15 protein-coding genes are annotated in these 14855 nt (G+C 66.9%); 8 read left to right on the top strand and 7 right to left on the bottom strand.

Annotation, left to right across the window (positions count from 1 at the left end):
• Window positions 1–289 precede the first annotated feature (289 nt).
• The gene (locus tag ABZW16_RS30880; RefSeq protein WP_354959624.1) at window positions 290–1294 is read left to right on the top strand and encodes an NAD(P)/FAD-dependent oxidoreductase; all 1005 of its coding nucleotides are present in this window, start codon (window positions 290–292) and stop codon (window positions 1292–1294) included.
• Between the two features lie 183 nt (window positions 1295–1477).
• Here ABZW16_RS30880 and ABZW16_RS30885 read toward each other — a convergent pair whose 3' ends face one another.
• The 3 genes from ABZW16_RS30885 to ABZW16_RS30895 form a co-directional block, all read right to left on the bottom strand.
• On the bottom strand, window positions 1478–2785 hold the full coding sequence (locus ABZW16_RS30885) for a cytochrome P450 (RefSeq protein WP_354959610.1): 1308 nt from the start codon (window positions 2783–2785) through the stop codon (window positions 1478–1480).
• 100 nt (window positions 2786–2885) lie between these two features.
• Window positions 2886–3608, bottom strand: a complete 723-nt coding sequence (locus tag ABZW16_RS30890) for a TIGR03089 family protein (RefSeq protein WP_354959611.1) — start codon at window positions 3606–3608, stop codon at window positions 2886–2888.
• 18 nt (window positions 3609–3626) lie between these two features.
• Window positions 3627–5105 (bottom strand): LCP family protein, encoded by a 1479-nt coding sequence (locus ABZW16_RS30895; RefSeq protein ID WP_354959612.1) that lies wholly within the window; start codon window positions 5103–5105, stop codon window positions 3627–3629.
• 236 nt (window positions 5106–5341) lie between these two features.
• Here ABZW16_RS30895 and rfbD point away from each other — a divergent pair, with 236 nt between their 5' ends.
• From rfbD to ABZW16_RS30910, 3 genes are all read left to right on the top strand, one after another.
• Window positions 5342–6208: a dTDP-4-dehydrorhamnose reductase gene (rfbD, locus tag ABZW16_RS30900; protein WP_354959613.1), complete on the top strand. Its 867-nt coding sequence runs from the start codon at window positions 5342–5344 to the stop codon at window positions 6206–6208.
• Between the two features lie 103 nt (window positions 6209–6311).
• Window positions 6312–7193 carry a glycosyltransferase family 2 protein gene (locus ABZW16_RS30905; protein WP_354959625.1) on the top strand — a complete coding sequence of 294 codons (882 nt, stop codon included), beginning with the start codon at window positions 6312–6314 and terminating at the stop codon, window positions 7191–7193.
• Between the two features lie 110 nt (window positions 7194–7303).
• Window positions 7304–8383 (top strand): NDP-sugar synthase, encoded by a 1080-nt coding sequence (locus ABZW16_RS30910; RefSeq protein ID WP_354959614.1) that lies wholly within the window; start codon window positions 7304–7306, stop codon window positions 8381–8383.
• A 4-nt stretch (window positions 8384–8387) separates the two neighbouring features.
• On the opposite strand, the gene ABZW16_RS30915 is transcribed toward ABZW16_RS30910, so the two are convergent.
• Together ABZW16_RS30915 and ABZW16_RS30920 are read right to left on the bottom strand one after the other, a co-directional pair.
• Window positions 8388–9110 carry a response regulator gene (locus ABZW16_RS30915; protein WP_354959615.1) on the bottom strand — a complete coding sequence of 241 codons (723 nt, stop codon included), beginning with the start codon at window positions 9108–9110 and terminating at the stop codon, window positions 8388–8390.
• On the bottom strand, window positions 9107–10792 hold the full coding sequence (locus tag ABZW16_RS30920; protein ID WP_354959616.1) for a sensor histidine kinase: 1686 nt from the start codon (window positions 10790–10792) through the stop codon (window positions 9107–9109). The genes ABZW16_RS30915 and ABZW16_RS30920 overlap by 4 nt, the downstream gene beginning before the upstream one ends.
• A 109-nt stretch (window positions 10793–10901) precedes the next feature.
• On the opposite strand from ABZW16_RS30920, the gene ABZW16_RS30925 reads away from it, so the two are divergent.
• Window positions 10902–12260 (top strand): cation:dicarboxylase symporter family transporter, encoded by a 1359-nt coding sequence (locus ABZW16_RS30925; protein WP_354959617.1) that lies wholly within the window; start codon window positions 10902–10904, stop codon window positions 12258–12260.
• A gap of 27 nt (window positions 12261–12287) precedes the next feature.
• Entirely contained in the window at window positions 12288–12509 is a 222-nt protein-coding gene (locus tag ABZW16_RS30930; protein ID WP_354959618.1) for a hypothetical protein, read from the top strand.
• 53 nt (window positions 12510–12562) lie between these two features.
• Here the strand turns inward: ABZW16_RS30930 and ABZW16_RS30935 are convergent, their stop codons facing one another.
• Window positions 12563–12778, bottom strand: coding sequence for a DUF4287 domain-containing protein (locus tag ABZW16_RS30935; RefSeq protein WP_354959619.1), 216 nt, complete (start codon window positions 12776–12778; stop codon window positions 12563–12565).
• Window positions 12779–12959: 181 nt separating this feature from the next.
• On the bottom strand, window positions 12960–13379 hold the full coding sequence (locus ABZW16_RS30940) for a DUF4267 domain-containing protein (RefSeq protein ID WP_354959620.1): 420 nt from the start codon (window positions 13377–13379) through the stop codon (window positions 12960–12962).
• Window positions 13380–13490: 111 nt separating this feature from the next.
• Here ABZW16_RS30940 and ABZW16_RS30945 point away from each other — a divergent pair, with 111 nt between their 5' ends.
• Window positions 13491–14075 (top strand): TetR/AcrR family transcriptional regulator, encoded by a 585-nt coding sequence (locus ABZW16_RS30945; RefSeq protein WP_354959621.1) that lies wholly within the window; start codon window positions 13491–13493, stop codon window positions 14073–14075.
• Between the two features lie 55 nt (window positions 14076–14130).
• Window positions 14131–14855: NAD(P)/FAD-dependent oxidoreductase (locus tag ABZW16_RS30950; protein WP_354959622.1), on the top strand; the 725-nt coding region annotated here is incomplete at its 3' end.

Raw genomic sequence — 14855 nt, forward strand, 5'->3', positions numbered from 1 at the left:
ATCAGCAAGTTCAATTGCCAAGATCGCCGCCGGTCCCGCATGGTCGTCGGGAGGAGGTGGTCATGTGACCGAGCGTAGCGAGGGCACTAATCAACACAGCACCAACGGTCGCAGCGGAGGCGAGCGTCAGCGAGGCGCAGCTGTGACCGAGCGTAGCGAGGGCACTAATCAACACAGCACCAACGGTCGCAGCGGAGGCGAGCGTCAGCGAGGCGTAGCTGTGACCGAGCGTAGCGAGGGAACCATTCAACACAGCACCAACGGTCGCAGCGCAGCTGCGACCGATCAGCTGAAAGACGACTATGACGTGGTGGTGATCGGCGGCGGCGCCGCGGGATTGAGCGGTGCGCTGATGCTGGCTCGAATGCGACGTTCGGTGGTCGTGCTCGATGCGGGCCGTCCGCGCAATGCCCCGGCCGAGGGCGTACACGGACTACTCGCCCGCGAAGGGACCCCGCCCGGGGAGCTATTGGAGCGCGGTCGCGCCGAGGTCCGCGGCTACGGCGGACAGGTGGTCGGTGGGGAGGTCACCGCCGTGGTGCGCGACGGGGAGGGCTTCACGGTGACCGTGGACGGCAGATCGGTGCGGGCGCGCCGACTACTGGTGACCACCGGACTGGTCGATGAGTTACCGGAGGTGCCGGGGTTGCGCGAGCGATGGGGCCGGGATGTGATCCACTGCCCGTACTGCCACGGCTGGGAGGTTCGCGATCGGGCAATCGGCGTGCTCGGGACCGGGCCGATGGCGGTGCACCAGGCATTGCTCTTTCGGCAGTTGAGTGCCGATGTCAGCTACTTCGCGCACACAAATTCACCGCTGACCGCCGAGCAGTCGGAGCAGTTGGCCGCCACAGGTATTCGCGTGGTGGACGGTGTGGTGACCGCTCTGCACATCGTCGACGACCGTCTCACCGGAGTCAGGTTGAGCGACGGCACCGTGGTCGCCCGCGATGTGGTGACCGTTGCGTCGCGAATGGTGGCCCGCGCGGACTTCTTCGACGCCCTCGGATTGCGCCCGACCGAACACCCGGCCGGGGTCGGCGAGTACATCCCCACCGACCCGACCGGCCGAACCGATATCCCCGGCGTCTGGGCCGCGGGCAATGTCACCGATCTGATGGCCCAGGTCGGCTCGGCCGCAGCAGCGGGTGCGGCCGCAGCCGCCCAGATCAACGCGGACCTGGTCACCGAGGAGACCGGCCGAGCGGTCGCGGCGTACCGGGAACCGTTCTCGGCGGCAGCCGAAGCACAACTGTGCGAAGCGATGCCGAACGATCGTCGCCACGGCATCTGACACCATCCGGCCGCGCTACCCGGACCCGGTCGCCGATGACTCCCGGTAGGCGGTCATCGCCTACCGGGTCTTGGTCGGAGCCGAAGCGGTGCGAGTTGCAGTCGGCGCTCGTGGCCCCGGCTTGTAGTGCTGCAACGCTGCACAAAGCGTCCGCTGCCCGCGGCATCGACCACCCGGCGGAAGTCAGACCGCAGTCGGTTCGGGGGTGGCCGCGCGGTGGCCGAGGCGGACCGGCATCCGCTCATATCCGTGCAGCGTGAACAACTCTCGGCGTTGCGGCGTCCCGTCCAGCTGCAGGTCGGGGAAGCGCTCGAATAGCGACTGCAGCGCGAAGGTGGCCTCCATGCGGGCCAGGCTGGCACCGAGACACACGTGTATGCCGCTGCTGAAGGTCAAGTGCTCCTTGGCATTCGCGCGGCCGACGTCGAAGACATCGGGATCGGCGAAGACCGCGGGGTCTCGATTCGCGCCCGCCAGCGACAGCACGATCGTGCTGCCCTTGTGTAGCTGGATACCTTCGAATTCGAAGTCGGTCGATGCGATTCGCGCGGTCGTCTGAACCGGGGCGTCGATGCGCAGCACCTCTTCGACCGCATTCGGCCAGAGGTCCGGTTCGGCGCGCAACCGATCCAATTGTTCGGGGTGCGCAACCAATTGGGCGACACCATTGCCGATCAGGTTGACCGTCGTCTCGAATCCCGCACCCATCAGCAGACTGGCGCTCGCCTTCAGCGCGAAGTCATCGAGTTCACCGGCGGTGACCAGGCTGCTGAGGATATCGTCCCCGGGTTCACGGCGCAGCCGCGCGATATGCCCGTCGAGGTAATGGTTCATCACCTCCATCGCCCCGAGCGCCTGCCGGAACGCCCGCCAGGAGATCCCGACATCGAGCAGCGGGGTCATGCGATCGCCCCAGTCCAGAAATACCTTTCGGTCCTTTTCCGGGAAGCCGAGCATTTCCGAGATGATGGCGATCGGCACCTGCGCGGCGTACGACTCGATCAGATCGGCCGAGCCGCCCGATGACAGCGCGTCGAGCAGTTCTTCGGTGACCGTCTCGACTCGATCCCGCAATCTGCCGACCGCCCGCGGGGTGAAGGCCGAGGCGACCGGCTTGCGCATCCGCGTATGCTCCGGCGGGTCGATGACCAGCATCGACGGCGGCTCGACCGGATTGGGCGGCAACGGAAGCCGTTCGGCGAGCAGTTGCAGCGGCTTCGGAATATTGAAGGTATCGGTGGTGCGTACACCGAACCGGTTGTCCCGCAGCACACTTCGGCACAGATCGTAGTCGAAGCTGGCCCACGCGATCGGGGTGCGCAGCAGCCGACCTTGCCCACGCAGCCGCTCGATCAGCGGGTAGGGATCGGCCAGGCCGTCCGGTCCGCCCATCAGCTGGGCGAACGGATCACCACGCCGCGCCTGCGTGCGCAGGGCCAAGCGAGGCGCACCCTGCGTCGACAACCAGCGGAACCAATATTGCGGCTTCATCTCACCAACCCCATCGTTGTGCGATAGCTCCACCGTACTGACCGATCGGCGTGCGTGGAACGTCCTATGGTCGGACGCCTACCTATACCGGAGTAGGAGCTCAGCCGCGCTGCGCGGTGACCCGCTCGGATTCGATGCGCCGCTCGCGCAGGGCCGGATCGGGATTGACCACCTGGACCAGCGCGGCCCCCGCGACCAGTACCGAGACGAATCCGTCGATCAGTTCGGCGGCGGTATCCCAGGACGTGCTCGACAGCACCCGGTCGCCCTCGCCGAACCCCTGCCGCAATGCGGATTTCCTGGCCTCGGCCAGCACCTCGGAGACCGACATACCATCCAGCGCCACCCCGGCGCCGCGCGGCAGGAAGTGGTCCCCGTGTACCCGAACGGATGTGGCGAAATCGGTGATGCCGATCGGCAGATCACGCACCGGCAGCCCGAAGGCATCCAGCGAGAGTGCGGCGACCTCGGCGATGCCGTCGGTCTCGGCCAGCCGTTCGGCGGTGGTCAACGCCAGATCGGCGTCCGGATCGGGCCCCAGCACCACCTCGGTCCCGGCCCACCAGCAGCCGAGCAGCACCGCGGCGGTCTGCCAGTGTGCTGGCAGCAGCACCGCGACCCTGGCACCCGGGCTCAACCCGAATTCGTCGCGAATCAGATTGGCCGTCTTGGCCGCCCAGTTCGCCAGCGTAAGCCCGGATAGCTCGATCCGGGCGCCGGTGGCATCGTCGTAGTAGGTGACGCGTGGACCCGCTGGATCGCGTTCGAGGATCGGATCCAGCACCGCCTCGGTGAGGGTCAGTTTCTGGTCTTGGTCACGCATCGGTCAATTCACGCATGGTCAATTCACGCATTTCGGTCCATTCTGGCCTGCGTCGATCGGTGGGGCGGGTGGCACGGGCGTTGCGGTGCTCGACGTTCCGGAGAAGTCGAACATGCGGCCCGCGGCCGAGCCCGGACCAGAATAGTCGCTTGCCAGTACGACGCTGACCGAATCGGGCGACATCGAGGCATCGGAGACAATAGTCAGCCCGCCGAGTGCCTGCGCGACCGCCTTGGCCTTCGGATTCGAGGTATTCACCGCGAGAACTCGGCTGCCGGTGACGGCGGGCCCGGTGTAGTTACCGACCAGTCCCTCCTGAAATCCCTTGGCCCGCAAAGCATGTGCTACCTGACCGGCAAGTCCGCCGACCCCGCTCGCATTGAACACACTGACGCTCACCGAGGCCGGATCGATCGTCGGCTCGCCATGATCGGCGGACTTGCCGTCGACCAGCCCCGCCACATACGCCGCGACCGCCTTCGGATCGACCCGGACGACCGATTCACCGTCGCTGGTCGTGTCATTGAGATCGGCGACCGGTATCGTCTCGAAGCTGACCTGACCGCCCGTCAGATCCTTCAGCTGCTGCAGAAACGCCAGCACATCCCAATCATCGTCCAGCACAACGGTGCGCCCGACCGCATCACTGAGATTCTTCAATTTGCCGGGATTGCCGAGCGTTTTGGCGCTGAGCACCTGGCCGACCAACTGCGCCATGAAGACCTGCTGGCGCACGATCCGGTCCAGATCGCCGCGCGGGAGATCGTGACGCTGACGCACGAAGCTCAAAGCCTCTGGGCCGTCGAGCTTCTGGCGGCCCGCGCGGAAGTCGGCGCCGGACATCCATTCGTCGACGGGATTGTTCAGACACACGTCGACCCCGCCGACCGCATCGGTCAGCAGCACGAAGCCGAGCAGACTGACCTCGGCGTAATGGTCGACGGTGATGCCGGTGAGATTGGAGACGGTCTTGATCAGCGCCTGCCGGCCCGCCTGTGTGGACTGCTTTTCCGCGTCCGCCTCCGAGACGCCCTGCTTGATCAGCTTCAGCCGCTGGGCCTCCTTGGTCGCGCCGTAGGCCGAGTTGATCTTGCCCTTGCCCATGCCGGGAAGGTCGACATAGGAGTCGCGTGGGATGGAAATCGCGGTGGCGGAGCGGCCGTCGTTCGGAACGCGGATCAGCACGATGGTGTCGGTATTGGTACCCACCTCATCACCCGCGTGCAGCAGGGCGCGCTCGCCGGTGCTGAGCGGATTGCCGTGCGCGTCGGTGCGGCTGTCCACGCCGACCAGCAGGATGTCGACGGCGCCGTCGCGGCCACCGCCGAGCCCGAGGCCGCCGATGCGTTCGATATTCGAGATCAGCGAGTCCACGCTGTGCCAGGCGAATCCGGTGATGAGCAGGACCAGCACCGCCCCGATCGCGATGAACGCGCGCAGCGGTCCGAAGCCGCCCTCGGCCCCGGATAGTTGCGACGGCGCTGTCGCCCTGTCCATCTGCCGCACCACTGCATCCTCTCGCCGAACCCGGGTATCAATCCTGAGCACGCACTGTGCTCACCGAGCGCTCCCAGTTGATGTTCTGCCTGCGCAGCGCTGGTTTCATCGCAGTCGACGCGTTGCTGACTCGACCGCCCCGCCTCCGGTACCCCCGTCTCCGTTGCCTCAAGGCTAACCAACGGTTATCCGAGCGGACCTCAACCGCAGGTTCACGGCGTGCCAGACTCGTGCCCGTGACCGCGCTATCGCCCTCCTCGACCGTAACCGCGCGCCTCGTCGTGACCGGGGCGGGCGGGCAGTTGGGCCGCGAACTCCTGCGCCGCGCACCCGCCGCCCGCGCCTTCGGGCACGGTGAGTTGGACATCACCGATGTCGATGCCGTGCGCGCCGTACTCGAGCCGGGTGATGTGGTGCTGAACTGCGCCGCCTACACCGCCGTCGACCAGGCCGAATCCGATGCCGAGGCCGCCTTCGCCGGTAATGCGACCGGACCGGCCGTAGTCGCCGCGGCCTGTGCGCGGGTGGGCGCCCGACTGATCCATATTTCGACCGACTATGTGTTCGCGGGTACCAGCGAAAAGCCGTACGAAACCGATGACCCGACCGATCCCGCGACCGTCTACGGTCGATCCAAATCGGCGGGCGAGCAGGCCGTGCTGGAACTGGCGCCACACTCGCATGTGGTGCGCACGGCGTGGGTATACACCGGGCGCGGAAGCGATTTCGTCGCCACCATGGTGCGGCTGGAACGCGAACGCGACACCGTCGACGTGGTCAGCGATCAGCTCGGCTCCCCGACCTACGCCGCCGATCTGGCCGAGGGACTACTGGAATTGGCTGGCCGGCCGGATGCGCCCCGGGTGCTGCACGCGACCAACTCCGGCCAGGCCAGCTGGTTCGACTTCGCCCGGGCGGTATTCGCCGGAATCGGCGCGGACCCGACTCGGGTCCGTCCGTGTGACTCGACCGCATTTCCGAGACCCGCACGGCGCCCGGCATATTCGGTGTTGTCCAATCGCTCGTGGGCCGATGCGGGACTGACTCCGCTGCGGGCGTGGGAGGCCGCACTCGGGGACGCGCTGTCGGGGTTGTCCCGCTAGGCTGGGCGCTCGTGAATGAGCGTCAGCGAGTGAACCAAAGACACAGCGCGCCTTCGCGCACGACGGAGCCGAGCGTCAGCGAGGCGCAGTCGTGAGCGATTCTGTGGCCCCTGGTGGGCTTGTCGTCGTCACGGTGACCTATTCACCTGGCGAGCACCTCGAGCACTTCATCACCACCCTGGCCGCTGCCACCAGCGAGAAGCCACAGGTGATTCTTGCCGACAATGGGTCGGTGGACGGGACGCCGGAGCTGGCGGCGGAGGCGAACTCGCACGTGCGACTGCTGCGGACCGGCGGCAATATCGGCTATGGCGGCGCCATCAACCGGGCGGTCGCGGAGATCGATCCGAGCGTCGAATTCATCGTCATCGCCAATCCGGATATCCGCTGGGGTGCCGATTCGATCGACAAACTGCTCGCCGCCGCCAAGCGCTGGCCGCGCGCGGGTGCGCTCGGACCGATGGTGCGCGAACCCGACGGCAGCGTCTACCCCTCGGCGCGCTCGGTCCCGGGTCTGCTCGACGGCGCCGGTCATGCCATTCTCGGCACGGTGTGGCCGTCGAACCCGTGGACGCTGCGCTACCGCCAGGACAATGAGGAGATCTCCGAGCGGGCCGTCGGCTGGCTGTCCGGTTCGTGCCTGCTGGTGCGGCGCGCGGCCTTCGATTCGATCGACGGCTTCGACTCCCGCTACTTCATGTACATGGAGGATGTGGACTTCGGCGACCGGATGGGCAAGGCGGGCTGGCACAACGTCTTCGTCCCCGATGCCGAGGTCACCCATGCCAAGGGACATGCGGCCGGACGCCATCCCGAGGTCATGCTGCCCGCCCATCACGCGAGCGCGTACCGATTCCAGGCCGATCGGCATCCGCACTGGTGGCAGGCGCCGTTGCGGCTGGCATTGCGGGCCGGACTTGCGATCCGTTCCCGAATTGCGGTTCGATCTGCGCTGCGTCAACAGGCGCAGGAAGCTCAGGGCTAGCGTCACAACTACGGCGCGATGGTGCCCGGCGCATGCCGCCGGGCACTGAACTGATGTCGCAGATGTCGAGTGCACCAGCGAGGACGATCCACTGTGAACAGGGGAGCATGATGGCAGGAAATGCAGGCACCGACGCCGTGATTCTGGTCGGCGGTCAGGGCACGCGGTTACGTCCGCTGACCCTGTCGGCGCCCAAGCCGATGCTGCCCACGGCCGGGCTGCCGTTCCTCACCCACCTGCTGGCCCGCATTGCCGATGCCGGTATCAGCCATGTGGTGCTCGGCACCTCGTTCAAGGCGGAGGTCTTCGAGGAGCATTTCGGCGATGGCGCCGAACTCGGTCTGGAGCTCGAGTACGTGACCGAGACCGAGCCGCTGGGTACCGGCGGTGGGATTCGCAATGTGCTGCCCAAGCTGCGCGCGGACAACATCATGGTGTTCAACGGTGATGTGCTCGGCGGTACCGATCTCGGTGCGATCCTCGACACCCACGAGTTCACCAATGCGGATGTGACACTGCACCTGGTCCGGGTGAGCGATCCGCGCGCGTTCGGCTGCGTGCCGACCGACGAGGACGGTCGGGTCACCGCCTTCCTGGAGAAGACCCAGGATCCGCCGACCGACCAGATCAACGCCGGTTGTTACGTCTTCCGCCGCGAATACATCGAGAAGATCCCGGTGGGCCGCCCCGTCTCGGTGGAGCGCGAGGTCTTCCCGGCACTGCTCGCCGAGGGCGCCCGCGTCCAAGCCCATGTCGATTCGTCCTACTGGCGCGATATGGGCACCCCCGAGGACTTCGTCCGCGGCTCCGCCGACCTGGTCCGCGGCATCGCCCCCTCCCCGGCCCTGCCCGGTCAGCGCGGCGAATTCCTGGTCCACGAGGGTGCCGGTGTGGCCCCCGGCGCTGTGCTCATCGGCGGCACCGTCGTCGGCCGCGGCGCGGAGGTCGGTGCGGGAGCCCGCCTCGACGGCGCGGTCCTGTTCGACGGCGCCCGCATCGAAGCCGGTGCCACCGTAGAGCGCTCCATCATCGGCTTCGGCGCCCGCATCGGCCCCCGTGCCCTCGTCCGCGACGCCGTCATCGGCGACGGCGCCAACATCGGCGCCCGCTGCGAACTACTACGCGGCGCCCGAGTCTGGCCCGGCGTCCAAATCCCCGACGGCGGCATCCGCTTCTCCACCGACGTCTGAGCGCTTACGTCTGACTCCGGGCGTCTGACTCCGGGCGGATTTTCCAGATGTAGCGGGTTTTGGGGCGGCCTGCTCGGCCGTAGTCGGATTTGCGGTCGACCAGGCCGTCATCGGCGAGCTTTTCGAGGTAGCGCCAGGCGGTGATGCGGGAGACGCCGACGGTGGTTGCGGTGTCGGCGGCGGTGATTCCGCCGGGGGCGTCGCGGACGGTGCGGGAGATTTCGTCGAGCGTTTGTGGGGCAACGCCCTTGGGGGCGGTGGCGCGTTGGTCGGAGGTGCGTAGCGCGCTGAGGGCGCGGTCGATGTCCTGCTGGGAGACGGCGGTTTCGCCCGCGGGGAGGGCGGTGCGGAATTCGAGGTAGCGTTCGAGTTTGTCGCGGAAGGCGGCGAAGGTGAACGGCTTGAGGAGATACAGCACCACGCCGTAGGAGACGGCGGTGCGCACCATGGCCAGGTCTCGGGCCGAGGTGATGGCGATGACATCGGGGCGCGGCGCGAGGCCGGTAAGCGCGGCGGCGACGTCGAGGCCGCTGGCGTCGGGCAGGCCGATATCCATGAGCACCAGGTCGATCGGCGCATTATCGGCGGCGGCATCGGCGGCGGCGCGCATCGCCTCGCGGCCGGTATGCGCCACGGCGACCGGGGTGAAGCCGGGAATGCGCTCGACGTACGCGCGGTGCGCCTCGGCGATCAATGGCTCGTCCTCGACGATCAACACTCGGATCATCGCGCGTCCTTTCGCGGAATCGTCACGGTCACGGCGCTTTCCGGATCTCGTGCGGTACCGATCACACCGTCGTGACGGTCGACCAGTCGGTGTACCAGTGCCAGGCCGAGGCCATGGTGGTCGGCTTTGGTGGAATAGCCGCGTTCGGCGGCGCGGGCGAAGGTCTCGGCGGACATTCCGGGTCCGCTGTCGGCAACCCGGACGAACAGCGCCGAATCCCCGTTCGCCGATCGCACCGTATCGATCGCCGCGGCCAACTCGGTCGCGAGCGCCGGATCGGCCCCCGCCGGATCGCAGGCAAGGTTCGAATCCTGTTGGCGTACAGTAACTTCCACCCATCCATCGGCGCCCTCGGCGGCCGCGTCGATGGCATTGTCGATCAGATTGCCCACCAGCGTCACCGTCTCCTGTGCCGACAGCGGCGCGGTCGAATCGAGCGCCGTATCCTCGGTGATCGTCAGCTCGATGCCGCGTTCGGCGGCCTGGTTCACCTTACCGAGCAGCAGCGCCGCCAAGGCCGGGTCGCCTACCGCGGTCAGCAGCCGATCGATAAGGGCCTGGGACAGTTGCAGTTCCGCGGTCGCGAACTCCACCGCCTCCCGGTAGCGGCCGAGCTCCACCATGGTGATCACGGTGTGCAGCCGATTGGCCGATTCGTGCGCCTGCGCGCGCAGCGATTCCGCGAAACCGCGCACCGAATCGAGTTCGCCCATCACAGTCCGCAGTTCGGTGTGGTCGCGAATGGTGATCACGGTGCCGATCGGCCGCCGCTCCCAGGTGACGACATCCTGATTGACCAGCAGAATCCGATCCGTGGTCACATGCATCTCATCACGGACCACACCCCAACTCATGCGCTGCATCGAGATCGGCAGATCGCCGCGCACGACCATACCGTCGGGCAGATCGAGCAACCTACGCGCCTCATCGTTGACCACCTCCGCGCGCTCGCCGGTCGGTCCGAAAACCACCAGCCCCTCGTGGATCGAATGCAGCACCGCATCGTGCTGCTCGTACAGCGTGCGCAGCTCATCGGGCGCGAGACCGTGCGTCTGGCGGCGGATCCGGCGGCTCAACAGAAACGAACCTGCCGCCGCGACCGCGAGGCCAGCGGCGGCGACACCGAGGATCAACGGCAGCTGCGTGCCGACCTGATCGCCGATCCGTGCCCGGGTGACGCCCGCCGAGACCAACGCGATGATGCGCCCGTTGTCATAGACCGGAGTAACCGCCCGGATCGAGGGACCGAGCGTGCCGGTGAAGGTCTCGGTGAAGGTCTGCCCGGCCAGTGCGCGGTCGATATTGCCGCTGAACGGCTGCCCGATGCGCTCGGGCATGGTGTGGGTGTACCTGGTCCGGTCCGGTGCCATCACCACGATGAAGTCCATGCCGGTCTCGAGGCGGGTCCGCTCGGTCACCGGTTGCAGCAGCGCGGTGGGGTTGGGGGTGTGCAGCGCCTCGACGGTGGAGGGCGCGTGCGCGACGGTCACCGCCACATCGGTGACTTCCCGCGAGGTGGTGACATCGCTGTTGTGCCGGGCGTCGAGCACCGCGAGCACCGCCCCGATGCCGATAACCAGCCCGAGCACCACGAGCTGGAGTACGAAGGCCTGTCCGGCCAGCGATAGCCGACCACGTCCCCCGTACTTCTCACCGCGCAACACTGTCTTTCCTCGAGCCATTGAACGTAATGCACCAAAGCGTGACCGCCGTCACCTCCAGAGCCAACATTGTGCACGTGATGGCGTGAGCCACCTCACCCCGGTACCAATGAAGAGGACTTTTCCCGCTATGAGCGATGTGCAGAAACGGCAGCCGCGCGACCGTACCCACTGGCTGTATCTCGGCGTGATCGTCGCCGTAATCGCGGGAATTCTGGTCGGCTGGCTGGCGCCCGAATTCGGTCAGGACGTGGCGCCGCTGGGCACCATGTTCGTCAATCTGATCAAGATGATGATCGCGCCGGTCATCTTCTGCACGATCGTGCTCGGCATCGGATCGGTGCGCTCGGCGGCCAATGTCGGCAAGGTCGGCGGGCTCGCGCTCGGGTACTTCCTGGTCATGTCGACGGTGGCGCTCGGCATCGGACTGGTCGTCGGCAACCTGCTCGAGCCGGGCTCCGGCATGAATATCGCCAAGACCGCCAAACAGGGCGCGAAACTGGCCGATCAGGCCCATGCCGCGGGCGGCACCTGGGACTTCATTCAGAGCATCATCCCGACCACGCTGGTCTCCTCGCTGACCACGGGCAGCGTGTTGCAGGCGCTGTTCATCGCACTGCTGGTCGGATTCGCGCTGCAGGCCATGGGTGCGACCGGTGAGCCGATCCTGCGCGGTGTCGCCTCGCTGCAGAAGTTGGTGTTCCGGATCCTGTCGATGATTCTGTGGCTGGCCCCGATCGGCGCGTTCGGCGCGATCGCGAATGTGGTCGGCAAGACCGGCCTGGACGCGGTGAAGCAGTTGGCGCTGTTGATGGTCGCGTTCTACCTGACCTGTCTGGTCTTCATCTTCGGCGTGCTCGGCGTGCTGCTGTGGGCGGTATCGCGGGTTTCGATCTTCAAGCTGGTCCGCTACCTGGCGCGCGAGTATCTGCTGATCCTGGGCACCTCGTCCTCGGAGTCCGCGCTGCCGCGGCTGATCGCGAAGATGGAGCATCTCGGCGTCGAACGCACCACCGTGGGTGTCGTTGTGCCGACCGGATATTCGTTCAACCTGGACGGAACCGCCATCTACCTGACCATGGCGTCGCTGTTCATCGCCGACGCGATGGGCAAACCGCTCAATATCGGTGAGCAGATCGGCCTGTTGCTGTTCATGATCGTCGCGTCCAAGGGTGCGGCCGGGGTGACCGGCGCGGGTCTGGCCACGCTGGCGGGCGGACTGCAGAGCCATCGCCCCGAACTGCTCGACGGCGTCGGCCTGATCGTCGGCATCGACCGGTTCATGTCCGAAGCCCGTGCGCTGACCAACTTCTCGGGCAATGCCGTCGCCACCGTGCTGGTCGGCACCTGGACCAAGACCATCGATATGGAGTGGGTCCACTCGGTCCTCGACCGCAAACTGCCCTTCGACGAGCGGACCATGGTCGACGATGACCACGGGCCGCGGACACCGCAGGAGCCGGACGCCCTCGACATGGTGAAGGCGTAGGGCCCTGTCCGAACGAGGAGATAAGCCGTGACCGCCGAACGATGGTTCCCGACCGAAGGTGATCTGCACCTTCGGATCTCGGTGGCCGGTGTGGTGTTCGACTACACCGCCACCGCGGCGGCGGTACGCAATCTGCTCCACGATTGGCGGCGAAAGCGCTGGTGCACAATCGAATTGATTCGCGAAACCGTTGACGACCGCCGACTGCTACCGCGCCTGCCGTGTGAACGCCTGTTCCTCGGGTCGTGACCGGCAGCACAAAGGGGCCCGCAGGATCTGCGGGCCCCATCGTGCTGCGCGGCTCAACTGGCCCACTTCTCCGGGTTCAGGTAGTGCTGGGTGATCGCGGTAGCGTGCCCGTGTCCGAAGCCGTGCTCGGACTTCAGCCACTCGACGAGTTCCTTGTGCGACTTCAGGTTCGAGGCGACCATGGCGGTCTTCCACTCGTCGATGGTGCGGCCGTATTTGGCCTCGATCGACGGGAAGTAGGACGCGGGGCCGTGCGGTTTGGTCGCCATGGTGTTGATCTCCTGTATTCGTCGTGCGCTCATCGGTGTGGACGAAGCCGTCGTCGCAAACTCATCGCGGACACCGCAATTGTGCGTCGGATCACACACAGCGACGCCGCCCCGGGGTGGGGCGGCGTCGTGCTGCGCGATCGGTCCGGGCTGTCGTTGCGCTGGAATCGACCGGTCCGATTCAGGCGTTGACCGCGACGGCGGCCGGGCGGGTGGTCACGCTGCGCTCGCGGAGCAGCAGGATGCCGGTAGCGATGACGAAGGCCGCCGTCAGGCCGTGCACCAGCAGTGCGGTGGCGGTGGAACCGTGCCAGCTGAGGACGGTGAACATATCGCCGATCGGAACCAGTGCGATCACCAGGGTCACGATGCCGAGGGCGTAGCGCTGCTTGGTGGCGAGCAGCACCAGGATGATCAGTCCGGAGACGGTATCGCGCACACCCTTGAGGTTCATGAACGCGACCGCGTCACCCGAGGGCCATTCCGGCAGACCGAACCCGGTGGCGATGGTTTCCGGGGTGACCAGGTAGCTGATGCCGATGTAGAGGATGAAGGCCGCGCCGATGAGGGAAAAGGCGGTGGCGATGCGCGAGATGGTCATGGCGTGCTCCTCGATGTGGTGCTTGTGCTGCTCTGATCTCTAGCGTTGCTAGATATGAGAGCAACGATAGAGGAGCTTCGTTAGTTTGTCTAGCGCTGCTAGAATTTGTGTATGACCACGCAGAACCGCAAAGAGCGCGAACGCGCCGAACGCCATCAGCGCATCATCGACACCGCCCGCGAGCTCGCCGAAACCTCGGGCTGGGAGGCGGTGACCGTGCGCCGCCTCGCCGAGAAGATCGAATACAGCCAGCCGGTGCTCTACAGCCACTTCGCGGGCAAGGCGGCGATCGTCTCGGCCGTCGCCGAAGAAGGCATCGTCGATCTCACCGCACACCTGCGCGAGCGGCGGGCCCGCGCGAAAACGCCGGTCGAGGCGCTAGAGGCCATGGTGCGCGGCTACCTGGACTTCGCGACCGAGAATCCGGCCCGCTACGACGCGATGTTCGTCCTCAATACCGAACTCACCTTCGGCAACGATGCCCCGCAGGCGCTCAAGGACGCGTTCGGCGAGATCCAGAGCGCCTACGCGCCGTTCGCGGGCGAGTTCGATCTGCAGGCGGGCACCGAGGTGCTCTGGAGCACGATGCACGGGATAGCCACCCTGGATCGCAGCGGTCGACTGGTCGATGACCTGCGCGAAGAGCGCATTCGGGTGCTGCTCGGCCAATGGACGCAGCAGGGCACGAATGGGTGATCGATACCTCTCGGGGGTGACGGCACGGCCCGGGTCGGCGCGGCAGAATCGAGGTATGCCAGATGTCGTCGTGGTCGGTTCCGGTCCCAACGGTCTCGCCGCGGCGGTGATCCTGGCCCGTGCTGGACTCGAAGTCGAGGTGCACGAGGCGGAGACCACCGCGGGCGGCGGATCTCGCACGCTCGAGCTGACGCTGCCCGGATACCGGCACGATTGCTGCGCCGGAGCGCATCCGATGGCCTTGGCCTCGCCCGTCTTTCGTGCCTTCGACCTGGCTGCGCACGGTGTCGACCTGCTCGCCCCCGAGGTGTCCTACGCCCACCCGCTCGACGGCGGCAGAGCCGGACTGGCTTGGCGGGATCTCGACCGCACCGTGGCCGGTCTCGGCCGCGACGGCGCGACCTGGCGATCGCTGTTCGGGCCGATGGTCCGGCATTGGCAGTCGGTTGTCGACTTCGCCATGTCGGATCTGCGCCGCCTGCCCGGGGATCCGCTGAGCGGACTGCGCTTCGGGCTGCGGGTACTGGAACAGGGATCGCCCCTGTGGAATGTGCGCTTTCGGGATGACACCGCCCCCGCACTGCTGACCGGCGTTGCCACGCACGCGATTACGCCGCCGCGCGCCATCCCCGCCGCGGGCGCTGGCATGCTGCTCGGCACCCTCGCCCATGTCGGCGGTTGGGTGCTGCCACGGGGCGGCAGTCAGGCCATTCCCGATGCGCTGAGCGCCGAACTCGAACGTCTCGGCGGCAAGGTCAGCACCGGACACCGAGTCGACAC

This window comes from Nocardia sp. NPDC004604, assembly GCF_040609795.1.
Lineage (GTDB): Bacteria > Actinomycetota > Actinomycetes > Mycobacteriales > Mycobacteriaceae > Nocardia.

Bases quoted from the DNA above. Each gene is read 5' to 3' on its own strand.
- ABZW16_RS30925 (WP_354959617.1), top strand. From the start codon at position 10,902: ATGAGCGATGTGCAGAAACGGCAGCCGCGCGACCGTACCCACTGGCTG.
- ABZW16_RS30915 (WP_354959615.1), bottom strand. From the start codon at position 9,110: ATGATCCGAGTGTTGATCGTCGAGGACGAGCCATTGATCGCCGAGGCG.
- ABZW16_RS30935 (WP_354959619.1), bottom strand. From the start codon at position 12,778: ATGGCGACCAAACCGCACGGCCCCGCGTCCTACTTCCCGTCGATCGAG.
- ABZW16_RS30885 (WP_354959610.1), bottom strand. From the start codon at position 2,785: ATGAAGCCGCAATATTGGTTCCGCTGGTTGTCGACGCAGGGTGCGCCT.
- ABZW16_RS30945 (WP_354959621.1), top strand. From the start codon at position 13,491: ATGACCACGCAGAACCGCAAAGAGCGCGAACGCGCCGAACGCCATCAG.
- ABZW16_RS30895 (WP_354959612.1), bottom strand. From the start codon at position 5,105: ATGGACAGGGCGACAGCGCCGTCGCAACTATCCGGGGCCGAGGGCGGC.
- ABZW16_RS30910 (WP_354959614.1), top strand. From the start codon at position 7,304: ATGGCAGGAAATGCAGGCACCGACGCCGTGATTCTGGTCGGCGGTCAG.
- ABZW16_RS30920 (WP_354959616.1), bottom strand. From the start codon at position 10,792: ATGGCTCGAGGAAAGACAGTGTTGCGCGGTGAGAAGTACGGGGGACGT.
- ABZW16_RS30890 (WP_354959611.1), bottom strand. From the start codon at position 3,608: ATGCGTGACCAAGACCAGAAACTGACCCTCACCGAGGCGGTGCTGGAT.
- ABZW16_RS30940 (WP_354959620.1), bottom strand. From the start codon at position 13,379: ATGACCATCTCGCGCATCGCCACCGCCTTTTCCCTCATCGGCGCGGCC.